This is a genomic window from Streptomyces roseolilacinus, from assembly GCF_014649335.1.
Classification (GTDB): domain Bacteria; phylum Actinomycetota; class Actinomycetes; order Streptomycetales; family Streptomycetaceae; genus Streptomyces; species Streptomyces roseolilacinus.
Genome location: NZ_BMSV01000007.1, coordinates 106,677 through 128,476, shown reverse-complemented (window position 1 = coordinate 128,476; position 21,800 = coordinate 106,677). Strand labels below are relative to the sequence as shown.

Genomic DNA, 21,800 nt, shown 5'->3' with positions numbered 1-21,800 from the left:
ACACAGGCAGGGAGAGACATGCCGCCCTTCGAGGAAGAGACCAGCACGCGCAGCCCCGAAGCGCCGGTTCCGCCCGGGACCGGGGCGTCCCGGCACGGGCGGACCCTGCTGCTGGTGGCCGTCGGCCTGGGCTTCGTCATCGCGCTGCTGTCCTCGTCGATCAAGAACACGCTCACGGCGTTCTTCGTCTCCATGACGGAGGACTTCGACGTGTCGCGCGGCACGTTCGCCATCGCGCCGTCCGCGTTCATGCTGACGTACGCGGTCGCGTCGCCGGTCATGGGGTACGTGGCGGACCGGTTCGGGGCGCGCAAGTCGCTGGCCGGCGGGCTCGTCCTGGGCGGCGTGCTCTTCCTGGTGGGTGGCCTCACCCAGTCGTTCGCGGTGTTCACGCTGGTGTACGGGGTGGGCCTGGCCATCTCGTACACGGCGATCTCGTACGTGCCGCTGGGCGTGCTGGTCGACGAGATGTTCCCGCCGGAGCGACGGGGCGTCACCTACGCGATCCTCATGAACGGCACGGCGGTCGGCTTCGTGGCGCTGCTGCCGCTGTGGATCCAGATCGACGAGGGGACCGTCTGGCGGACGGTGTTCCAGTGGCTGGGCGTGGTCCTGCTCGTCGTCACCGTGATCGCCCTGTTCGTCCTGCCGAAGGAGCCGGGCGGCGCGGCGCAGGGCGAGGCGGCCGCGCAGCCGAAGTCGAGCCAGGGCATGCTCTCGGAGGTGCTGGGGTCCCGGGTGTTCTGGACCATCAGCCTCGCCTTCTTCGGCTGCGGCGTCACCATGGCCTTCGTCGACGTCCACCTGGTGGCGCACCTGGACCACATCGGCCTGGGCGGCACGGTGGCCAGTACGACCGTGGCGCTGCTCGGCGCGGCCGAGATCGCGGGCGCGCTCATCGCCGGCTACTACTGCGACCGGGGGCACGGCCTGAAGGTGCTGGTCACCTGCTACCTGGTGCGCTCGCTGTCGCTGGTGGTGCTGATGGCGGCGCCGACCGCACTGGCCGCGAACGCCTTCGGCCTGCTGTTCGGCATCACGTACCTGGGCACCGTGGTCGCCAGCTCCATGTACCTGATCAACTCGCTGGACGCCCGGGCGAAGGGCCTGGCGCTGGGCCTGATGTGGTTCGTCCACCAGATCGGCTCGTTCGTCGCGAGCGAGGGCGGCGGCATCAGCTACGACACGCTCCAGTCCTACGACCCGGTGGTCGTCGGCTCGTCGGTCATCGCCCTGGTGTCCACCGTGATCATCGCCGTGTGGCTGCCCCGGGCGCTGCGCGGGGCGAAGACGGACGGCGCCGGGGACGCGGCGCCGCAGCCCGTCGCGGAGCGCTGACCGCCGGACCAGCCGACCGCCGGCTCAGATGCCGTGGCCGTGCCCGCCCTTCAGCTCACGGGCCGGCTGGCCCCCCTGCCCGGTCTCCACCCCACCGGGGCGGAGGCCGGGCGCGACCGTCCCGGCCAGCACACCCACGTAGTACGCCCAGAAGAACAGCAGCACGAGCAGCGCGACGAAACCGATCAGATGCCGGGGCGGTGCCCATCGGGAACTCGCCATCTCTCCCCCTCAAAGTCCCGCAGCCGGATAATTCCCTGGTAACGCGATACTAGGCGCGGCCGGGACGCCCGCGGAACAGCGCCGGCCGAATTCCCCGGTCCGCGGCGGGCTTCGCCCAAAGGCTTCGGAAAAACCTCCGGCGCGCGGGAACCAGACCCCTCCCCCAACCGACCAACCGTCCGTCGGCCGGCACCCGCCGAACTGTCCGAGACCCTTCCCACCATGCGGGATCGCTGTTGACGCGGACGGCCGACCGTACGGTACGGTGACGCGCCAGCGGATGACCCACCGGCCTTGGCACTTCTGGGAGGGGGCGGGCCGCGTGCCCCACATGTCGGAACTCGACGGAATTCGCACGCTGGATGATTTCGTCATTCAGCTACGCACACTGAAGATGAGAGCCGGCAATCCCTCCATCACTGAGATAACGCGCCGTGTTCATCGGGACTGGCGCCGCGCGGGCCGTCCGAGAAGCGAGTTGCCGGCCCGCTCCACCGTGGGGAACTGTTTTCAGACGGGCCGCCGGCGGCCGAATTCCGACCTCCTGCTGGCGGTCGTGCGGGCGCTCGCGATGGACGACCCCGACGTGGTCGCCGCCTGGAGCCGCGCCCTGCACAGCGCCCTGGGCGAAGCCGCGACCGGCCCGGGCGTCCGGGTCACCGACAGGATCCCGCCGCCGCCCGACGGGCTGCTGGTGCGCGACGCCGTCCTGGAGGAGGCGCTCCGCCTCCTCGACCTCCCCGGCAACGGCCGCACGGTCGTCCTGGAGGGCCCCGCGGGCGTCGGGAAGAGCACCCTGGCGCACGCCCTGGGCCGCCACCTCGTCGCCACCCGCCGCACGGGCGGCCCCGTCCTCGTCGTCGACCTGCACGGCACGCACCCGCAGGCTCCCCCGGCCGGCCCGTTCACCGCGCTGGGGCACCTGCTGCGCGTCCTGGGCACGCCCATGACCCGCATACCGGCGTCCACGGACGGCCGCTCCGCGCTGCTGCGCCGCCTGCTCGCCGGCACGGGCGCGCTGCTGATCCTGGACGACGCCCACGACGCCGCGCAGGTGCGGCCGCTGCTGCCGGGGTTCCCCGCCGGCCACACGCTGGTCACCACGCGGCGCCGCCTGCCCGGCCTGGGCGTCGGCGGCCGCGTCCGCATCCCGCCGTGCGAACCGGCCGACTCGCTGCGCATCCTGCGAGCCGTCGCGGGCGCCGCCCGGATCGACGCGGACCCGCTCGCCGCGAAGCTGGTCGGCGAGGCGGTCGGCCACCTCCCGCAGGGCCTGGCCCTGGTGGGGCGTCACATCGCCGCCCACCCCGACTGGCCGCTCGCCGACTACCACGAGCACGTCGTCGCCTCGCTGGTGCTGCGCGGCGGCATGGGCCGGTCCTTCGCGGCGTCCGAGCGCCGGGTGTCCCACGAGGCACGCCGCCTGCTGCGGCTGCTCACCCTGCAGCCCGGCGCGTACGCCGACGTGCGCGCCGCCGCCCTCCTGTCCGGCACGGGCCCGGAGGAGGCCCAGGGGCTGCTCGCCGAACTCGACGCGGCGGGGCTGGCCGAGCACGTGGGACAGGGCCTCTACGCGCTGGGGCGCCTGGTCCACGCGTACGCGCGGGCACGGCTGCGCCTCGACGAGCCGGTCAGCCGCGTCCAGGAGGCGCTGGCCCGGCTGCACCAGCGCCCGGCCCGCAGCGCGGAGACCGTGGGCAACTGACGGACGCGGGAGCCGGCGGCGACGCACCGGGGCCGCCCGCCGGGCGCGGGGAGAGGGCCTGCACCGACCAGGCGACGGCCGGACGGGCGAACCTGAAGACCCGTCACCCCGCCCCGCCCGGCCCACCGGCCCCTGCCACACGACGGGGCCCCCGCACCCGCCGCCCGGCGGGACGGCCCGTCGGAGCGGCCCGGACGATCCGTCAGGCCCGCCGGGACGGACGCCCGGAAGCTCCGCAAAAAGGGCCGTTTCCGCCACGAGCTGATAGATGTCGTGATCGTGATTGATCATCCCTCGTACTTCAGCCCACCCGTCCGTCCCGCGCCGGGAAGACCGCGGTGAACAGCGCTCGGGGCGGGGCCGTGACGGCCTCGGAGCCGCCGGGCCCGATCACCAGGGTGATCATCCCGACCCTGGGGAAGCGGACGTTCGACCCGGACCCGGAGAACCCGCTCCACCTGCCGAGGACCATCCGCGACGGCCACCCGGAGTGGGGGCTGCCCTCCTACGACCCGGCGACCCCGGGCGGGACGAGCCCGCCGGCCGGGATCCCGGGGGTCCCCGCCGGGGTGGGCGACTCGGCGTGCGCGCGCCACGACCTGGAGTACCCGCCGGTCTGCTCCTCCCCGCCGGCCCCGCAGCCGGCGAACATCCTGTTCACCCGCCTCGGCGTCCTGCGGCCGGTGAGCCTCGGCTTCTCCGACAGCGACCCCGTGTTCACGGCCGTGGTCGGCGTCGGCACCGCCGGGGCTGCGTGCTGATGATCCGCTTCGGCGCGCGCACCGTGGTCCTCCCCGGCGACGCGGACACCGCCACCGACAGCGACGTGCGCTTCGTCCCCGACGGCACGAACCGGCGGTCACCGGCCGGTTCCACGGCGGCCCTCGAACCCGTGCCGGTACGGCCCCACCCGCTGCCGCGCCCGACGGTCGCCCACGCCCCGTGGGACCGGCGCCCGGCGGTCCGGTACCCGGCGGTGCGGCCGGGCCCGCTCCCGGGCCCGGGCCCCCTCGCCGAGCCGGTGGCGGTCCGCCGAGTGTGAGGCCCGGGGGCGGGGCGGCGGCTCGCGCGCGGGTGGAGGGAGGAGGCGGTGACGTCCGGGCCGGTGCGCGGCCCGGGCGGTGGCGCGTGGCGCGGGCTGGCCCGAACGGGGGAAAAACGTGCCGTCCGGCTGATGCGGCGCGTGTCGCGGTCTCCGCGCCCTTCGATCCGTCCCCACTCTGGGGGGAGGCCGCCGCGGTCACCCCGGGAACCGGCCGAACCGGTGGAAGTCCCGGTCGGAACGTTTCTGCTGGGTGACCGCACTGGTGGGGCGGGTGGGACTCGAACCCACGGCCGACGGATTATGAGTCCGCTGCTCTAACCGGCTGAGCTACCGCCCCGTGCGGCGCGTCGCGCACATTTGTGCGCGCCGTCTGCCGCAGCATAGCCGCTCATACGATCTCCTGCTCCGGATGGTCGGCAACGCACGTCCTGGAGGACGACCGCCGGCCCCGGACGGTTCCGGACCGGCCGGAGAAGATCGGAAAACGCGAGAGAGGACCCCGTGGGGCCCTCTCTCGTCACCGCTCCCCCGACTGGACTCGAACCAGTAACCCTCCGGTTAACAGCCGAATGCTCTGCCAATTGAGCTACAGGGGATCGCGCTCCCCCGACTGGACTCGAACCAGTAACCTGCCGGTTAACAGCCGGCTGCTCTGCCAATTGAGCTACAGGGGATTGCTGCGTTGCACCGAACATACCCACCTGGGGGACTCCCGGGCGGCGCTCGCTCGCTGCGACACATACATTAGCGCAAGCTGGGGGGTGCTCCGCCAATCGGTATCGCCCCGGACCCGGGTGTGACCTCCGCCCCTGCGGGCAGGCGGCGGGCACCGACGCCTACGGAGAAGGGTGACAGCCATGCGGTACAAGCTCACGTTCGTCGTTGGAGCGGCCGTCGGATACGTCCTGGGGACCCGGGCCGGACGGGAGCGGTACGAGCAGCTGCGGCGGTCGGCGCGGCAGCTCTCCGCCAACCCCGCCGTGCGCAACGCGGCGGAGTCGGCCGCGCAGACCGGCCGGCAGGTCGCCGGGCGGGCGTACGACGCGGTCAGCGAGAAGGTCGGGGACCGGATGCCGGAATCGGTCACCGAGCGGGTGCGCTCGCTGCGGGAGCGCGGGCAGGGCGCCGAGGACGACTGGGGCACGACCAACACCTGACGCTGCCGCTTCCGGCCGGACACCGGGCGGAGTACGGCAGAATCTCCTTCATGGGGATAGTCGCCGGGTTGGACAGTTCGTCGGGTTTCACGCGCATCGTCGTCTGCGACACGGACACGGGCGCCGTCCTGCGCCAGGGGTACGCCGCCCACCCCGTCGAGCCGAAGGCCACGGAGGTCGATCCGCAGGCGTGGCTCCTCTCGCTCGGCGAGGCGGCCGCGGGCGGGCTGCTGGAGGGCGTGCAGGCCATCGGCGTGTGCGCCCAGCAGCACGGCCTCGTCCCGCTCGATCAGCAGGGCGGCACCGTGCGCCCCGCGCTGGTCGGCAACGACAAGCGGGCGCAGGTCGCGGCCGCGGACCTGGTCGAGGCGCTGGGCGGACGGCAGGCGTGGGCGGAGGCCGTCGGCTGCGTACCGCAGTCGGCGCAGCCCGTCGCGAAGCTGCGCTGGCTGGCGCGGACCGAACCGGAGGCGGCGCGGCGGGTGGCCGCCGTGCTCCAGCCGCAGGACTGGCTGGTGTGGCAGCTGCTGGGCAGGCCGGCGCGGCGCACCACGGACCGCGGCGGCGCCTCCGGGACGGGCTACTGGTCGGCGGCCACGGGCACGTACCGGCCGGACCTGGTCGAGCTGGCGCTGGGCCACCGGGTGGCGCTGCCGGAGGTGCTGGGCCCGGCGGAGGCCGCCGGCGTGACCCCGGAGGGCCTGCTGATCTCGGCGGGCACCGGGGAGACGATGGCCGCCGCGCTGGGCCTCGGGCTCGGCATCGGCGACGCCGTGGTGTCGCTGGGGGCGTCCGGGTCCGTGATGGCGGTGCACCACGAGGCGCTGAGCGACCCGCAGGGCATGATCACGGCGTTCGCCGACGCGGCGGGCACCCACCTGCCGGTGGTCCACACCTCGAACGCGGTGCGGACGCTGCGCGGCACGGCGGAGATGCTGGGCGTGGAGAGCCTGGAGGAGCTGTCGGCGCTGGCCCTGAAGTCGACGCCCGGCGCGTCCGGGCTGGTGCTGCTCCCCTACCTGGAGGGCGAGCGGACGCCGCCGCTGCCGCACACCGCGGGCACGCTGAGCGGGCTGCGGCGCGAGTCGATGAAGCCGGAGCACCTGGCGCGGGCGGCGTTCGAGGGCATGCTGTGCGCGCTGGCCGACGCGCTGGACGTGCTGCGGCGGCGCGGGGTGGCGGTGCGCCGGGTGTTCCTGCTGGGGGCCGCGGCGGAGCTGCCGGCGGTGCAGGCGGCGGCGCCCGCGATCTTCGGCGCGCAGGTCGTCGTGCCGCAGCCGGCGGACTACACGGCGCTGGGGGCCGCGCGGCAGGCGGCGTGGGCGCTGGGGGTGGCGCACGGGACGCTGACCCGGCAGGCGCCGCCGGCGTGGCGGGGCGCGGCGGCGCAGGTGTTCGAGCCGGGTGAGGAGCTCGCGGTGGGCCAGGCGGTGCGCCAGCAGTACGAGGCGACGCGGGACCAGTTGCACCCGGGGGCGTTCGGCGCGTAGGGGCTTTCGGCGCAAGGGAGTTCGGCTCGTAGCGGACGGGGCGGAAACCCGGTCGTAACGGCCGGGGCGCGGAAGCGATAGTGGAATCCGTGCTCAGACAACTACTCCGCATCCATCTGGTGCCGTACAAACGGGCCATAGTCCTCCTGGTGGCGCTCCAACTCCTGCAGACGGGCGCCACCCTCTATCTGCCGACGCTCAACGCCGACATCATCGACAAGGGTGTCGTGACGGGCGACACCGGCTACATCCTGCGGTACGGCGCCCTGATGATCGCCGTGTCCGTGGTGCAGGTCGCGGGGAACATCGGCGCGGTCTACTACGGCGCCCGGACCGCCTCGGCGCTGGGCCGGGACGTGCGGGCGGCGGTCTTCGACCGGGTCCAGTCGTTCTCGGCGCGGGAGCTGGGGCACTTCGGGGCGCCGTCGCTGATCACCCGCACCACCAACGACGTCCAGCAGGTGCAGATGCTGGTGCTGCTGGCGTTCACGCTGATGGTGTCGGCGCCGATCATGTGCGTGGGCGGGGTCGTGCTGGCGCTCGGTCAGGACGTGCCGCTGTCGGCCGTGCTGCTGGCCGTGGTGCCGGTGCTGGGCGTCGCCGTGTCGCTGATCGTGATCCGGATGCGGCCGCTGTTCCGCACGATGCAGGAGCGGCTCGACACGGTGAACCGGGTGCTGCGCGAGCAGATCACCGGCAACCGCGTCATCCGGGCGTTCGTACGGGACGCGTACGAGCGGGAGCGCTTCAAGGGCGCGAACACCGGGCTGACCGACGTGTCGATGGCGGCGGGCCGGCTGATGGCGCTGATGTTCCCGACCGTGATGACGGTGGTGAACTTCTCCAGCGTCGCCGTGGTCTGGTTCGGCGCGCACCGGATCGACGAGGGCGCGATGCAGATCGGCGCGCTGACGGCGTTCCTGGCGTACCTGATGCAGATCGTGATGGCCGTGATGATGGCCACCTTCATGTTCATGATGGTGCCGCGGGCCGAGGTGTGCGCCGAGCGCATCGAGGAGGTGCTGCGCACCGAGACCAGCGTGCTGCCGCCCGCGTCGCCGGTGCGGGAGCTGCCCCGCGGGGGCCGGTTGGAGGTCCGCGGCGCCGACTTCCGCTACCCGGGCGCCGAGGAGCCGGTGCTGCGCGGCGTCGACCTGGTGGCCGGGCCGGGCGAGGTCACGGCGGTCATCGGGTCCACGGGCAGCGGCAAGTCCACGCTGCTGGGGCTCGTGCCGCGGCTGTTCGACGTGACGGGCGGGCGGGTGCTGGTGAACGGCACCGACGTGCGCGAGCTGGACCCGGCGCTGATCGCCCGGACGGTGGGGCTGGTCCCCCAGCGGCCGTACCTGTTCTCGGGGACGGTCGCGACGAACCTCCGGTACGGGCGGCCCGACGCGACGGACGAGGAGCTGTGGCACGCCCTGGAGACGGCGCAGGCGGCCGACTTCGTCCGGGAGCTGGAGGGCGGGCTGGACGCGCCGGTCTCGCAGGGCGGGACGAACGTGTCCGGCGGGCAGCGGCAGCGGCTGGCGATCGCGCGGACGCTGGTGCAGCGGCCGGAGATCTACCTCTTCGACGACTCCTTCTCGGCGCTGGACTACAGCACCGACGCGCGGCTGCGGGCGGCGCTGGCGCGGGAGACCGCCGACGCGACCGTGGTGATCGTCGCCCAGCGGGTGTCGACGATCAGGGACGCCGACCGGATCGTGGTCCTCGACGAGGGCCGGGTCGTGGGGGTGGGACGCCACCACGAACTGATGGCGGACAACGAGACGTACCGGGAGATCGTGCTCTCCCAGCTGACCGAGGCGGAGGCTGCCTGATGGCCGGTCCTGGCGGAATGATGCGGCCCGGCGGCGGTCCGGGCGACCGGTCCGCGGACTTCAGGGGGTCGCTGCGCAGGCTGCTGCGGCAGCTCGCCCTGGAGAGGACCGCGCTGTGGGTGATGGTCGCCGCCGGTGTGCTCAGCGTGGCGACGGCCGTGGTCGGGCCGAAGATCCTCGGCTGGGCGACGGACCTGGTGTTCGCGGGCGTCGTCGGCCGCGGCATGCCGGCGGGCGGCACCAAGGAGGAGGCCGTCCGGGCGCTGCGGGAGAGCGGCGACGACGGGGTCGCGGACATGCTGTCCGGCGTGGACTTCACGCCCGGCCGGGGCATCGACTTCGGCGCGGTCGGCGAGGTGCTGCTGCTGGCGCTGGCCGTGTACACGGTCGCCGGGCTGCTGATGCTCGTGTCGACCCGCATGTCGATCAGGATCATCAACCGGACGGTGTACCGGCTGCGCGAGGACGTGCAGGCGAAGCTGGAGCGGCTGCCGCTGTCGTACTTCGACCGGGCGCAGCGCGGCGAGGTGCTGAGCCGGGCGACGAACGACATCGACAACATCGGCCAGACCATGCAGCAGACCATGGGACAGCTGGTCAACTCGGTGCTGACGATCCTGGGCGTCCTCGCGATGATGTTCTGGATCTCGCCGCTGCTGGCGCTGGTCGCGCTGGTGACGGTGCCGGTGTCGGTGGTCGTGGCGGCGCGGGTCGGCAAGCGGTCGCAGCCGCAGTTCGTCCGGCAGTGGAAGGCCACGGGCGGGCTGAACGCGCACATCGAGGAGATGTACTCGGGTCACGCGCTGGTGAAGGTGTTCGGCCGGCAGGAGGAGGCGGCGCGGGAGTTCCGCGAGCAGAACGAGGAGTTGTACGAGGCCGGGTTCCGGGCGCAGTTCAACAGCGGGATCATGCAGCCGCTGATGTTCTTCGTGTCGAACCTGAACTACGTGCTGGTGGCGGTCGTCGGCGGGCTGCGCGTGGCGTCCGGGACGCTGTCGATCGGCGACGTGCAGGCGTTCGTCCAGTACTCGCGGCAGTTCTCGATGCCGCTGACGCAGGTCGCGTCGATGGCGAACCTGATGCAGTCCGGCGTGGCGTCCGCCGAGCGGGTCTTCGAGCTGCTGGACGCGCGGGAGGAGCCGCGGTCGCCCGCGCTGGAGCGGCCCGCCGAGGTGCGCGGGGCGGTGACGCTGGAGAAGGTGTCGTTCCGCTACGAGCCGGAGAAGCCGCTCATCGAGGACCTGTCGCTGACGGTGGAGCCGGGCCAGACGGTCGCGATCGTGGGGCCGACGGGCGCCGGCAAGACGACGCTGGTCAACCTGCTGATGCGGTTCTACGAGGTGACGGGCGGCCGGATCGTCCTCGACGGCGTGGACGTGGCCCGGATGTCGCGGGAGGAGCTGCGTTCGTCGATCGGCATGGTCCTGCAGGACGCCTGGCTGTTCGGCGGGACGATCGCGGAGAACATCGCGTACGGCGCCGCCGCCGGGCGCGAGGTGACGCGCGAGGAGATCGAGGCGGCGGCGCGGGCCGCGCACGCCGACCGGTTCGTCCGCACGCTGCCGGACGGGTACGACACGGTCATCGACGACGAGGGCGGCGGGGTCAGCGCGGGCGAGAAGCAGCTGGTCACGATCGCCCGCGCGTTCCTGTCGGACCCGGTGATCCTGGTGCTCGACGAGGCGACGAGTTCGGTGGACACCCGTACGGAGGTGCTGATCCAGAAGGCGATGGCGCGCCTCGCCCACGGGCGGACGACCTTCGTCATCGCGCACCGGCTGTCGACCATCCGCGACGCGGACGTGATCTTGGTGATGGAGAATGGCTCCATCGTCGAGCAGGGCACGCACGACGAGCTGCTCGCGGCGAAGGGCGCGTACGCGCGCCTGTACGCGGCGCAGTTCGCGGAGGCGGTGGCCGAGGTCGACTGACCGCGCGGCGGACCACCGCGCGGACGGGACACGAAGGGGGAGACGGCATGGCGGACGAGCCGGCGCCCGCGGACGCGGCGCGGGACACGGAGAAGGAGGCCGACGGCCTGGGGATCGCCCTGGGGCTGCCGGTCGGCGTCGCGATCGGCGCCGCCTACGGGACGGTCACCGGGGACCTGGCGACGGGCATCGCCCTGGGCATCCCGGTCGGCCTGGTCCTCGGCTTCGGGCTCGGTCGCCCGCGCGGCGGCGCGCGGCGGGAGGCGGGGAGGGACGCCGGGGAGTAGCGGCTCAGTCCAGGTAGCCGCGCAACTGCTCCGCGAAGGCGTGGTCCCGCAGCTTGCCGAGGGTCTTGGACTCGATCTGGCGGATGCGTTCGCGCGTCACGCCGAAGAGGCGTCCGATCTCCTCCAGGGTGCGGGGCCGCCCGTCGACCAGCCCGTAGCGGAGCTGGACGACCTCGCGCTCGCGCTCGCCCAGCGTGGACAGGACCGCCTCCAGGTGCTCCCGCAGCAGCAGGAACGCGGCGCTCTCCACCGGGGAGGCGGCGTCGCCGTCCTCGATGAGGTCGCCCAGGGCCACGTCGTCCTCCTCGCCGACCGGCGTGTGCAGGGAGACCGGCTCCTGGGCGAGCCTCAGCACCTCCCCGATCCGCTCGGGCGGCAGGCCGAGGCGGGCGGCGACCTCCTCGGCGGTGGGCTCCCGCCCGCGCTCCTGGAGCAGGCCGCGCTGCACCCGTACGACGCGGTTGATCAGCTCCACGACGTGGACGGGGACCCGGATGGTCCGGGCCTGGTCGGCGAGGGCCCGGGACATCGCCTGGCGGATCCACCAGGTCGCGTACGTGGAGAACTTGTAGCCGCGCGCGTAGTCGAACTTCTCGACGGCCCGGATCAGGCCGAGGTTGCCCTCCTGGACGAGGTCCAGCATGGTCAGGCCGCGGCCGACGTACCGCTTGGCGACGGAGACGACGAGGCGCAGGTTCGCCTCGATGAGCCGGCGCTTGGCCATCCGGCCCCGCACGACCAGGGTGTCGAGGTCGACGGCGAGCCGGGAGTCCGGGTCCGGGGTGCGGGCGAGCTTCTCCTCCGCGAAGAGGCCCGCCTCGACGCGCCGGGCCAGCTCGACCTCCTCGGCGGCGGTGAGGAGCGGGATGCGGCCGATCTCCCGCAGGTACTGCCGGAACAGGTCCGACGAGGGCGCCGCGGTCCGGTCGGCGACGGGGCGGGCGGGCGGCTCCGGGAGCGGTTCCGGCAGGTCGGGCACGTCCTCCGGGAGGGGCTCGGGGTGCTCCGGCGGCGGGCCCTGCACAGGGACGTCCTGCACGGGGACGGCGTCGTTCAGGGTCTGGGTCTGCACGGGGGCGACCTCCAGGTGATCGCTGCCGGTTCGGTCCGTCACCGCCCCCAGTGTGGGGTACGACACATCGCCGCCACGAGGGTCGTGCGCCCACTTTCTGCGACCGGTGCGTGACGGCGCGACTACCCGCCGGTACGGCGGGCGGGGCCGCGCGCGGGGCGCCTCACAGGGCGGCGACGCCGTGGTTGCGGAGCGACTGGCCGTACTGCTGGAGGACCCACAGTTCGTTCTGGACGGCCGCGAGCCGCTCCGGGTCGCCGTGCGTGCCCAGGCGGGTGAGGGTGCCCTGGACCTCGTGGACACGGCGGTCGACGGCGCGGAGGCGGACCTGGACCAGCTGCTCCCCCGCGTACGCCTCGTCGACCGTGCGGGTGAGGACGGCCTCCACGGCCAGCTCGGTGACCATCGCGCGGACCGTGTCGTCGGGGGCGGCGGCGCGGACGCGGGCCAGGTAGTCGGCGGCGGCGTCGACACCCTGCGCGGCGCCGCCCGCCTCGGCGATGGTGCGGCGCACCGCGGCGTACGGCGGGGCGGTGAACTCGTCGGCGCCGTACGCGTCGAACGCCGGGGACACCAGGGCCGGGTACTGCAGGGCGAGCTTCAGCAGCTCCCGCTCCGTGCGGTGGGCGGGGCTGCGCAGGTTGAGGGCCGGGCCGGTGAAGGAGGGCTGGGCCTGGCGCTGCCCGGCGGGCGCCGGCGGGCGGGGGCCGGTCCCCGGGCGGGGGCGGCCGTCGGGGGCGCCGCCGCGGTCCCTGGCCCAGCGGGCGAGCTGCGCGACGCGCTTCACGACGAACTGCGTGTCGAGGATGCCGAGCATCCCGGCCAGTTCCACGGCGACCTCGTGCTGCGAGGCGACGTTCTTGATGCGGGCGACGATCGGCGCGGCCTCGTCGAGGGCGGCGGCGCGGCCCGCCGGGGTCTCCAGGTCGTAGCGGTTCACGATCTGCCGCAGTGCGAACTCGAACAGCGGGGTGCGCGGCTCGACCAGCTCCTGCACGGCCTCGTCGCCCTTGACGAGCCGCAGCTCGCAGGGGTCCATGCCGTCCGGGGCGATCGCGATGTACGTCTCGGCGGCGAACTTCTGGTCGTCCTCGAAGGCCCGCAGCGCGGCCTTCTGGCCGGCCGCGTCGCCGTCGAAGGTGAAGATCACGCGGGCGGAGCCGTTGTCCATCAGCAGCCGGCGGAGGATCTTGATGTGGTCGCCGCCGAAGGCGGTGCCGCAGGTCGCGATGGCGGTGGTGACACCGGCGAGGTGGCAGGCCATGACGTCGGTGTAGCCCTCGACGACGACGGCGCGGCTGGACTTGGCGATGTCCTTCTTGGCGAGGTCGATGCCGTAGAGGACCTGCGACTTGCGGTAGATCGGCGTCTCGGGCGTGTTGAGGTACTTGGGCCCGTTGTCGTCGTCGCGGAGCCGGCGCGCGCCGAAGCCGACCACGTCGCCGCCCACGTCGCGGATGGGCCACATCAGCCGGCCGCGGAAGCGGTCGATGGGGCCGCGGCGGCCGTCCTGGGACAGGCCGGAGAGGATCAGCTCCTTGTCGGAGAAGCCCCTGCCGCGCAGGTGGCGCGTGAGGTGGTCCCAGCCGGCGGGGCTGTAGCCGACCCCGAAGTGGCCGGCGGCGGCCTGGTCGAAGCCGCGCTCGGCGAGGAACCTGCGCCCGATCTCCGCCTCCGCGCCGTCCAGCTGCTCGGCGTAGTACTGGGCGGCCGCCTTGTGCGCCTCGACCAGGCGGATGCGCTCGCCGCGCTGGTGGGTGGGGTTGTAGCCGCCCTCCTCGTAGCGGAGGGTGATGCCGGCGCGGGCGGCGAGCCGCTCGACCGTCTCCGAGAAGGAGAGGTGGTCGATCTTCATGACGAAGGCGATGGTGTCCCCGCCCTCCTGGCAGCCGAAGCAGTGGAAGAGACCCTTGCTGGGGCTGACCTGGAAGGAGGGGGACTTCTCGTCGTGGAAGGGGCACAGCCCCTTGAGGTTGCCGCCGCCGGCGTTGCGCAGCTGGAGGTACTCGGACACGACGGCGTCGATGGGGACGGCGTCCCGCACCGCCTTCACGTCGTCATCGTTGATCCTGCCTGCCACGCAGAGATTCTACGGGGGCGGGGCGCGCTCCCGGACTACGCTCCCGGCAGCAGGGAGGGCAGCGGGACCGACGGGTCCGCCAGGGCCTCCGTGTCCACGGCCGCGCCCGCCGCGCCCGCGCGGACCAGGTCCTGCACCGGCCCCGTGACCTCCCCCACGTTCACGCTCATCCCGGCCAGGACCCGGCGGTCCTTCAGCCAGAACGCGACGAACCGGCGCCTGCCGGCGTCGCCGCGCAGCACCACCTGGTCGTACGAGCCGGGCGGCGCCCAGCCGGAGTACTCCAGGCCGAGGTCGTACTGGTCGGAGAAGAAGGAGGGCAGCCGGTCGTACGACACGGCCCGGCCGAGCATGGCGCGGGCGGCGGCCGGGCCGCCGTCCAGGGCGTTGGCCCAGTGCTCCACGCGCAGCCGGACGCCGAGGAGGGGGTGGTGCGCGGCGGCGACGTCGCCGGCGGCGTGGATGTACGGGTCGGAGGTGCGCAGCGAGGCGTCGACGGCGATGCCGCCGCCGTGGGCGCGGTCGGCGAGGGCGAGCCCGGCGGCCTCGGCGAGCTCGGTGCGGGGCACGGCGCCGACCGCGGCGAGCACGGCGTGCGCGGGGTGCTCGTCGCCGTCGTCGGTGCGGGCGGCGAGGACCGCGCCGTCCTGGCCGACGATCTCGGAGAGGCGGGTGCCGAACCGGAAGCGGACGCCGTGGTCGGCGTGCAGCTCGGTGAGGATCTGGCCCAGCTCGGGGCCGACGGCCTGGTGGAGCGGGGTGGCCTCCGGTTCGACGACGGTGACCTCGGCGCCGTAGCCGCGGGCGGCGGCGGCGACCTCCAGGCCGATCCAGCCGGCGCCGGCGACGACCAGGTGGCCGTTGTCGCGGCCGAGGGCGGCGAGGGCGCCCCGGAGGCGGTCGGCGTCGCCGAGGCGGCGCAGGTGGTGGACGCCGGCGAGGTCGGTGCCGGGGACGTCGAGGCGGCGCGGTTCGGCGCCGGTGGCGAGGAGCAGCCTGTCGTAGGGGAGCGTGGTGCCGTCGGCGAGGCGGACCGTCCGCCGGTCGCGGTCGACGGCGGTGGCGGGCCGGCCGAGGTGGAGCTCAACGCCGGAGCGGGCGTACCAGGCGGGTTCGTGGACGAAGACGCCGTCGCGCGCCTCCCTGCCGGACAGGTAGCCCTTGGACAGCGGGGGGCGTTCGTAGGGGTGGTCGGGTTCGTCGCCGACGAGGACCACCCGTCCGGGGAACCCCTCGGCGCGCAGGGTCTCCGCCGCCCTGGCACCGGCCAGTCCCCCGCCCACGATGACGAAGGTCTCGTCCGTGTCGACCACGTGTCGCCTCCTACCCGGGATGCGCGGTGCGTCCGTGTCCACGCTACGCCGCGCGCCGCCGTCCGGTCGGGTGCCCGGGGAGGGCCCCGCGCCGTGCGGGGGCGCGGAGGAGGGCCTACCGGGTGCGGCGGGGGGCGGCCAGGCGCGCGTGGAGGGCGCGGGCGGCGGCGTCGGTGAGGGAGGCGATCTGGTCGACGACGACCCGCTTGCGGGCCCGGTCGTCGGGCGCGGCGTCGAACAGGGCGCGGAACTGCGGGTCGAGGCCGTCGGGGGCGCGCCGCACCAGCGCGTCGGCCAGTTCGGCGATGACGACGCGCTGGTCGGCGCGGAGGGCCTCCTGCTCGGCGCGCTGCATCACGTACCGGTCGGCGACGGCCTTGAGGACGGCGCACTCGTTGCGGGTCTCGCGGGGGACGACGAGCCGGGCGCCGTACCGGGTGAGGCGGCCGGAGCCGTACGCCTGGCGGGTGGCGCCCTCGGCGGCGAGGCAGAAGCGGCCGATGAGCTGGCTGGTGGCGTCCTTGAGGCGGGCCTGGGCGAGGGCGGTGCCGTCGTAGCCGTGCGGCCACCACTCCTGGTCGACGAGCCGGTCGAGGGCGTCGGCGAGCTCCTGCGGGTCGGTGTCGGCCGGCACGTAGCGGCCGACGGCGACGCGCCAGATGTCGGCGCGCTCCGGTTCGGCGAGGAGGAGGTTGGGGTCGACGTGTCCGGCGTGGAGGCCGTCCTCGAAGTCGTGCACCGAGTAGGCGACGTCGTCGGACCAGTCCATGACCTGGGCCTCGAAGCAGGTGCGGCCGGCGGGGGCGCCCCGGCGGGCCCAGGTGAAGACGGGCAGGTCGTCCTCGTACACGCCGAACTTCGGGGAGTGCGGGTCGGTGGGGTGGGCGCCGCGCGGCCACGGGTACTTGGTGGCGGCGTCGAGGGCGGCGCGGGTGAGGTTGAGGCCGACGCTGACGAGGTCGCCGGTGGCGGGGTCGGGGACGAACCGCTTGGGTTCGATGCGGGTGAGCAGGCGCAGCGACTGGGCGTTGCCCTCGAAGCCCCCGCAGTCCTCGGCGAACTCGTTGAGGGCCTGCTCGCCGTTGTGCCCGAACGGCGGGTGGCCCATGTCGTGGGAGAGGCAGGCGGCTTCGACGAGGTCGGGGTCGCAGCCGAGCGCGGCGCCCAGTTCGCGGCCGACCTGGGCGCATTCGAGGGAGTGGGTGAGCCGGGTGCGGGGGCTGGCGTCCCAGGCGGGGCTCCTCGTGCCGGGGGTGACGACCTGGGTCTTGCCGGCGAGGCGGCGCAGGGCGGAGGAGTGCAGGACGCGCGCCCGGTCGCGCTGGAAGGCGGTGCGGCCGGGGCGCTTGTCGGGCTCGGCGGCCCAGCGTTCGGTGGCCGCCGCGTCGTACGCGCTGTCCTGGGGGGTCGTGCCTGCCGTGCCGTTCATGCAGTGAAGGTAACCGCCCGGGGTGACGGTGAAGCGTGCGCCGCGTCAGGCGGGGGCGTACGCGCGGGGCGCCGGGGCCGCGGCGCGGCGGGTGAGGGCCTCGTCGTAGCGGTGCAGGACGAGCCGGGCCAGCGCGGGGTGCGGGCCGAGGGGGGCGGCGGCGATCCAGGGCGCGGCGGCGGCGCTGCGGGTGGCGAAGAGGCCGGGGGCGGTGAAGCAGGAGGCGACGGCGATCCGGGTGCGGCCGCGGGCGGCGAGCTCCCGGACGGCCTCGGGGACGGTGGGGGACGCGGCGGAGGCGTAGGCGGGGACGACGGGCACTCCGCCGAGGCGTTCGCCGAGGAGCGCCGCGAGGCGGCGGGTGCCGGCGGTGGACTCGGGGTCGCGGGAGCCGGCGGCGGCGAGGACGACGCCGGCGGTGCGGCTCGTGCGGGGGCCGGGGCGCCAGCCGGCCTCGGCGAGCCGGTCGTGGAGGGCCTCGGCGAGGAGCGGGTGGGGTCCGAGGGGGGCCGCGACACGGACGCGCACGCGGGGGGCGGCGGCCGCGGCGGCCCGCGGCAGGTCGTGTTTGACGTGGTGGCCGCGGCCGAAGAGGAGCGGCACGAGGATCGCGTCGCCGCCGGCGGGGAGGTCGTCGAGGGTGTCGGTGAGCAGGGGTTCGTCGAGTTCGACGTGGCCGAGCCGGACGGGCAGGCCGGGGCGGAGCCCGCGGACCTCGTCGAGCAGCGCGGCCACCGCGGGCAGGGCCCGGGGGTCTCGGCTGCCGTGGGCGACGGCGACCAGGGTGGGTGTGCTCATGGGCGGCCTGCGCGTTCCGTCGGGGGTGGGGATCGTGTGCCGATCCTGGCGCGCGGAGATTGCCGCGGTGTTGCGCGGCGGTGACGGGTGCTTTGGCGTCGGCTCACCCGGCGGGCGGGGCGGGTGTCAGCGGGCGGCGGCGCGGCCACCGGGATCGCGCCCGCCTCGCTGCCCGGCTTCGTCGCCGCGCGGTCGCTCGGCGCGCTGCCCGGCGCCGCCCCCGCCGGGCCGCCGTGCGGGCCCCGGCCGGCCGGGCGCCGGGGGCGCCGCGCCCGCCCTCCCCGGGGCGGCTGCCCAGACGGGCCTGCGAGACTGGGGACATGGAGACCCTGTCACCCGAACGCGTCGACGCGTACCTGCGCCGCATCGGCGCCGACCGGCCCTCCCGCCCCACCGAGGACGCGCTGCACGACCTGCAGCTGCGGCACCTGACGACCGTGCCGTTCGAGAACCTCTCGATCCACCTCGGCGAGGACGTCGTCCTGGAGGAGGAGGCGCTCGTCGGGAAGATCGTGGACGGCCTGCGCGGCGGATTCTGCTACGAGTTGAACGGCGCCTTCGCGGCGCTGCTGCGGTCCCTCGGGTACGAGGTGGACCTGCTCCAGGCCCGCGTGTACGACAAGGACGGCCGCCCCGGCATCCCCTACGACCACCTCGCGCTGCGGGTCCGGGCGGCCGACGGCGACGGCCGGGCCTGGCTGACCGACGTGGGCTTCGGCGACCACAGCCACTTCCCGATCGACCTCGGCGAACGGGGCGACCAGAAGGACCCGTCGGGGGTGTTCCGGATCGTGGAGTGCGAGGGGCCCGGGGCGGACGGCGACCTCGACGTGGTGCGGGACGGCAGGCCCCAGTACCGGCTGGAGCGGCGGCCGCGCGCGCTGTCCGACTTCGCGGCGGGCGCCTGGTGGCACCGCACCTCGCCCCGGTCGCACTTCACCCGCTCGCCGGTCTGCTCGCTCCTCACCGCGCGGGGCCGCCTCACGCTCAGCGGCCGGCGGCTCGTCACCACCGAGGACGGCCGGCGTACGGAGCGCCCGCTCGCCGACGACGCGGAGCTGCTCGCCGCGTACCGCGAGCACTTCGGCGTCCGCCTGGACCGGCCGCCGGTGCCCCTGCACCCCCGCCCCTGACGGGCGGGCCCGCGCGCCGGGGCGCGGGTGCCATCCTGGTGGCGACGGCGGTGTCCCACCCGGAGGTGCGCGAGCGTGACGCAGGTTCTGACCGTACTGACCACCACCGACGGCGCGGCGAAGGCCGAGGCGCTGGCGCGGGGCGCGGTGGAGGCGCGCCTCGCCGCGTGCGCGCAGGTCTCCGGGCCGGTGACGTCCGTCTACCGCTGGGAGGGCGCCGTCGAGACCGCGCAGGAGTGGCAGGTGCTGTTCAAGACGGCCGCCGCGCGGTACGACGCGCTGGAGGAGCACATCCGCCGCCACCACGACTACGCGACGCCGGAGATCGTCGCCACGCCCGTGGTGCGGGGCGGCGCCGACTACCTGGCGTGGGTGGAGCGGGAGACGGCCGGATGACCGCCGGCGAGCTGCCGTTCTTCGTGTACGGGACGCTGCGGCCCGGCGAGCCCAACCACGCCCTGTTCCTCCGGGGCCGCACCGCCGCCGAGGAGCCGGCGCGGCTGCCGGGCGCCGTCCTCCACGACGGGCCCGGCTACCCGTACGCGGTGCGCGGCGGCACCGGCCACGTCGCCGGGGACCTCGTGCACGCCGCGCCGGGCGCGTACGGCGGGCTGCTGGCCTCCCTGGACCTGCTGGAGGAGTACCACGGCCCCGGCCACCCGCGGAACCTGTACGAGCGCCGGCGCTGCGACGTGGTCCGCGTGCGGGACGGGGCCCCGGTGCCGGCGTGGGTGTACGTGGCGGCGGCGCGCGCCGTGCCGGGGCCGCGGATACCGGGCGGCGACTGGCTCAGCCGCCGGCCGCTTCGAGGCGTACCGCGCACACCTTGAACTCGGGCATCTTCGACGTCGGGTCGAGCGCCGGGTTGGTGAGCGTGTTGGCGCGGCCCTCGCCCGGCCAGTGGAACGGCATGAACACCGTGTCGGGCCGGATCGCCGTGGTGATGCGGGCCGGGGCGACCGCCCGCCCGCGCCGCGACACGACCGCGACCGGGTCGCCCTCCGCGACGCCGACCCGCTCCGCGAGCCGCGGGTGCAGCTCCACGAACGGCCCGGGGGCGGCGGCGTTCAGCTCCTCGACCCGCCGGGTCTGGGCGCCCGACTGGTACTGGGAGACGACGCGGCCCGTCGTCAGGACGACCGGGTACTCCTCGTCGGTCTCCTCGGCGGACGCCCGGTGCGTGACCGGGACGAACCGGGCCCGGCCGTCCGGGGTGGCGAACCGGTCGAGGAACAGCCGGGGCGTACCGGGGTGGCCGGGGTCGGGGCACGGCCAGAAGACGCCGTCCTCCTCGATGATGCGCCGGTAGCTGATGCCCGCGTAGTCGGCGATGCCGCCCGCGGAGGCGCGGCGCAGCTCGTCGAAGACCTCCTCGGGGTCGGTCGGGAAGCCCTTCTCCCAGCCGAGCAGCTCCGCGAGGCCGTGCAGCACCTCCAGGTCGCTGCGGACCCCCTCGGGCGGGCTGATCGCCCGGCGGCGGAGCAGGACCCGGCCCTCCAGGCTGGTGGTGGTCCCGGTCTCCTCCGCCCACTGCGTGACGGGCAGGACGACGTCCGCGAGGGCGGCCGTCTCGGAGAGCACCACGTCGGCGACGGCGAGGAAGTCCAGGGACCTCAGCCGCTCCTCGACGTGCGCGGCGCGCGGCGCGGAGACGACCGGGTTGGACCCCATCAGCAGCAGCGCCCTGACGTCCCGGCCGAGCGCGTCGAGCAGTTCGTAGGCGCTGCGCCCGGGGCCGGGCAGGGTGTCCGGGTCGACGCCCCACACTCCGGCGACGTGGGCGCGGGCCGCGGGGTCGTCCAGCTTGCGGTAGCCGGGCAGCTGGTCGGCCTTCTGGCCGTGCTCGCGGCCGCCCTGGCCGTTGCCCTGGCCGGTGAGGCAGCCGTACCCGGACAGGGGGCGGCCGGCGCGGCCGGTGGCCAGGCACAGGTTGATCCAGGCGCCGACGGTGTCGGTGCCCTTGGACTGCTGCTCGGGGCCGCGCGCGGTGAGGACCATGCCGCTGGGCGCGTCGCAGAACATCGCGACGGCCTCGCGCAGCTGCGGCACCGGCACGCCCGTGATGCGCTCGACGAGCGCCGGCCAGTGGGACATGGCGGCGGCGCGGGCACCGGCCCACCCGGTCGTGCGGCTCTCGACGAACTCCTCGTCGACGCGCCCCTCGGCGACCACCAGGTGGAGCAGGCCGAGCGCGAGGGCGAGGTCGGTGCCGGGGCGGGGCGCGAGGTGCAGGTCGGCCTGTTCGGCGGTGCGGGTGCGGCGCGGGTCGACGACGACGAGCCTGCCGCCGTTCTCCCTCAGCTCGGTCAGGTACCGCAGCGCCGGCGGCATCGTCTCGGCCAGGTTGGAGCCGACCAGGATGACGCAGCCGGTGCGCGGGAGGTCCTCCAGCGGGAACGGCAGGCCCCGGTCGAGGCCGAACGCCCTGGTGTGGGCCGCCGCGGCGGACGACATGCAGAAGCGGCCGTTGTAGTCGATCTGGGAGGTGCCGAGGACGAGCCGGGCGAACTTGCCGAGCGTGTACGCCTTCTCGTTGGTGAGCCCGCCGCCGCCGAACACCCCGACCCCGTCGGGCCCGTGCGCGGCGCGGGTGCGCCGCAGCCCGTCGGCGACGGCGCGCAGTGCCTCCTCCCAGGTGGCCGGTTCCAGCCCGCCCGCGGCGTGGCGCCGGATCAGCGGCCCGGTCAGCCTGACCCGGGAGGAGAGCACGGCGGGTGCGGTACGTCCCTTGCCGCACAGGGCGCCCCGGTTGACGGGGAAGTCCGTGCGCTCCACGACGTCGACCCCGCCGCCCTCGGCGGGCCGGAGGTTCATTCCGCACTGCAGGGCGCAGTACGGGCAGTGCGTGGAGGTGGTGGCGGTGGCGAGCATGCCACCGAGCGTGCGGCGCGTGTGTTACGGCCGGGGTCCCGGTGTATTACGCACGGGGTACGTCGCGCTCCGGCGGCGCGGCCCCGGGCGGTGAGCCGCGCGGGGG

General features: G+C 74.8%; 19 protein-coding genes and 3 tRNA genes. 12 read left to right on the top strand and 10 right to left on the bottom strand.

Going from position 1 to position 21,800, the window contains the following annotated elements; genetic code table 11:
• Window positions 1-18 precede the first annotated feature (18 nt).
• The gene (locus IE106_RS18245) at window positions 19-1,338 is read left to right on the top strand and encodes an MFS transporter (protein WP_189535319.1); all 1,320 of its coding nucleotides are present in this window, start codon (window positions 19-21) and stop codon (window positions 1,336-1,338) included.
• A gap of 24 nt (window positions 1,339-1,362) precedes the next feature.
• On the opposite strand, the gene IE106_RS18240 is transcribed toward IE106_RS18245, so the two are convergent.
• On the bottom strand, window positions 1,363-1,560 hold the full coding sequence (locus IE106_RS18240) for a hypothetical protein (RefSeq protein ID WP_189535317.1): 198 nt from the start codon (window positions 1,558-1,560) through the stop codon (window positions 1,363-1,365).
• Window positions 1,561-2,131: 571 nt separating this feature from the next.
• On the opposite strand from IE106_RS18240, the gene IE106_RS18235 reads away from it, so the two are divergent.
• From IE106_RS18235 to IE106_RS18225, 3 genes are all read left to right on the top strand, one after another.
• Window positions 2,132-3,265, top strand: coding sequence for a tetratricopeptide repeat-containing protein (locus tag IE106_RS18235; RefSeq protein ID WP_229840578.1), 1,134 nt, complete (start codon window positions 2,132-2,134; stop codon window positions 3,263-3,265).
• Window positions 3,266-3,663: 398 nt separating this feature from the next.
• Window positions 3,664-4,026 (top strand): hypothetical protein, encoded by a 363-nt coding sequence (locus tag IE106_RS18230; RefSeq protein ID WP_189535312.1) that lies wholly within the window; start codon window positions 3,664-3,666, stop codon window positions 4,024-4,026.
• The gene (locus IE106_RS18225; RefSeq protein WP_189535310.1) at window positions 4,026-4,307 is read left to right on the top strand and encodes a hypothetical protein; all 282 of its coding nucleotides are present in this window, start codon (window positions 4,026-4,028) and stop codon (window positions 4,305-4,307) included. The genes IE106_RS18230 and IE106_RS18225 overlap by 1 nt, the downstream gene beginning before the upstream one ends.
• 263 nt (window positions 4,308-4,570) lie before the next feature.
• Here the strand turns inward: IE106_RS18225 and IE106_RS18220 are convergent.
• The 3 genes from IE106_RS18220 to IE106_RS18210 all read right to left on the bottom strand — a co-directional run bounded on the left by IE106_RS18220 (window position 4,571) and on the right by IE106_RS18210 (window position 4,984).
• Window positions 4,571-4,647: transfer RNA gene (locus tag IE106_RS18220), tRNA-Ile, on the bottom strand.
• Window positions 4,648-4,833: 186 nt separating this feature from the next.
• Window positions 4,834-4,906, bottom strand: a tRNA-Asn gene (locus IE106_RS18215).
• 5 nt (window positions 4,907-4,911) lie between these two features.
• A tRNA-Asn gene (locus tag IE106_RS18210) sits at window positions 4,912-4,984 on the bottom strand.
• A 183-nt stretch (window positions 4,985-5,167) separates the two neighbouring features.
• Between IE106_RS18210 and IE106_RS18205 the strand changes: the two genes are divergently transcribed.
• The 5 genes from IE106_RS18205 to IE106_RS18185 all read left to right on the top strand — a co-directional run bounded on the left by IE106_RS18205 (window position 5,168) and on the right by IE106_RS18185 (window position 10,998).
• Window positions 5,168-5,467 (top strand): YtxH domain-containing protein, encoded by a 300-nt coding sequence (locus tag IE106_RS18205; RefSeq protein WP_189535308.1) that lies wholly within the window; start codon window positions 5,168-5,170, stop codon window positions 5,465-5,467.
• Between the two features lie 50 nt (window positions 5,468-5,517).
• Window positions 5,518-6,957: a xylulokinase gene (locus IE106_RS18200; protein ID WP_189535306.1), complete on the top strand. Its 1,440-nt coding sequence runs from the start codon at window positions 5,518-5,520 to the stop codon at window positions 6,955-6,957.
• An 89-nt stretch (window positions 6,958-7,046) separates the two neighbouring features.
• Window positions 7,047-8,780: an ABC transporter ATP-binding protein gene (locus IE106_RS18195; RefSeq protein ID WP_189535303.1), complete on the top strand. Its 1,734-nt coding sequence runs from the start codon at window positions 7,047-7,049 to the stop codon at window positions 8,778-8,780.
• Window positions 8,780-10,711, top strand: coding sequence for an ABC transporter ATP-binding protein (locus tag IE106_RS18190; protein ID WP_189535301.1), 1,932 nt, complete (start codon window positions 8,780-8,782; stop codon window positions 10,709-10,711). The genes IE106_RS18195 and IE106_RS18190 overlap by 1 nt, the downstream gene beginning before the upstream one ends.
• A gap of 47 nt (window positions 10,712-10,758) precedes the next feature.
• Complete coding sequence (locus IE106_RS18185; RefSeq protein ID WP_189535299.1) at window positions 10,759-10,998, top strand: glycine zipper domain-containing protein; 240 nt, start codon at window positions 10,759-10,761, stop codon at window positions 10,996-10,998.
• Window positions 10,999-11,002: 4 nt separating this feature from the next.
• On the opposite strand, the gene IE106_RS18180 is transcribed toward IE106_RS18185, so the two are convergent.
• The 5 genes from IE106_RS18180 to IE106_RS18160 all read right to left on the bottom strand — a co-directional run bounded on the left by IE106_RS18180 (window position 11,003) and on the right by IE106_RS18160 (window position 17,690).
• Window positions 11,003-12,136, bottom strand: coding sequence for an RNA polymerase sigma factor (locus IE106_RS18180; protein ID WP_373295958.1), 1,134 nt, complete (start codon window positions 12,134-12,136; stop codon window positions 11,003-11,005).
• Window positions 12,137-12,233: 97 nt separating this feature from the next.
• The gene (gene dnaG / locus IE106_RS18175) at window positions 12,234-14,150 is read right to left on the bottom strand and encodes a DNA primase (protein WP_189535298.1); all 1,917 of its coding nucleotides are present in this window, start codon (window positions 14,148-14,150) and stop codon (window positions 12,234-12,236) included.
• Between the two features lie 35 nt (window positions 14,151-14,185).
• Window positions 14,186-15,463, bottom strand: a complete 1,278-nt coding sequence (locus tag IE106_RS18170) for an NAD(P)/FAD-dependent oxidoreductase (RefSeq protein WP_189535295.1) — start codon at window positions 15,461-15,463, stop codon at window positions 14,186-14,188.
• 115 nt (window positions 15,464-15,578) lie between these two features.
• The gene (locus IE106_RS18165; RefSeq protein ID WP_189535293.1) at window positions 15,579-16,892 is read right to left on the bottom strand and encodes a deoxyguanosinetriphosphate triphosphohydrolase; all 1,314 of its coding nucleotides are present in this window, start codon (window positions 16,890-16,892) and stop codon (window positions 15,579-15,581) included.
• A 45-nt stretch (window positions 16,893-16,937) separates the two neighbouring features.
• Complete coding sequence (locus IE106_RS18160) at window positions 16,938-17,690, bottom strand: sirohydrochlorin chelatase (protein ID WP_189535290.1); 753 nt, start codon at window positions 17,688-17,690, stop codon at window positions 16,938-16,940.
• Window positions 17,691-18,010: 320 nt separating this feature from the next.
• On the opposite strand from IE106_RS18160, the gene IE106_RS18155 reads away from it, so the two are divergent.
• The 3 genes from IE106_RS18155 (at window position 18,011) to IE106_RS18145 (ending at window position 19,653) form a co-directional block, all read left to right on the top strand.
• Window positions 18,011-18,823 (top strand): arylamine N-acetyltransferase family protein, encoded by an 813-nt coding sequence (locus tag IE106_RS18155; protein ID WP_189535288.1) that lies wholly within the window; start codon window positions 18,011-18,013, stop codon window positions 18,821-18,823.
• Between the two features lie 75 nt (window positions 18,824-18,898).
• A complete protein-coding gene (cutA, locus tag IE106_RS18150; RefSeq protein WP_189535286.1) occupies window positions 18,899-19,219 on the top strand; it encodes a divalent-cation tolerance protein CutA in 321 nt (106 codons plus the stop codon).
• Window positions 19,216-19,653, top strand: a complete 438-nt coding sequence (locus IE106_RS18145) for a gamma-glutamylcyclotransferase family protein (RefSeq protein WP_189535284.1) — start codon at window positions 19,216-19,218, stop codon at window positions 19,651-19,653. The genes cutA and IE106_RS18145 overlap by 4 nt, the downstream gene beginning before the upstream one ends.
• On the opposite strand, the gene IE106_RS18140 is transcribed toward IE106_RS18145, so the two are convergent.
• Window positions 19,613-21,694, bottom strand: a complete 2,082-nt coding sequence (locus tag IE106_RS18140; RefSeq protein WP_189535282.1) for a molybdopterin oxidoreductase family protein — start codon at window positions 21,692-21,694, stop codon at window positions 19,613-19,615. The two genes, IE106_RS18145 and IE106_RS18140, sit on opposite strands and share 41 nt — an antisense overlap.
• Between the last annotated feature and the right edge of the window lie 106 nt (window positions 21,695-21,800).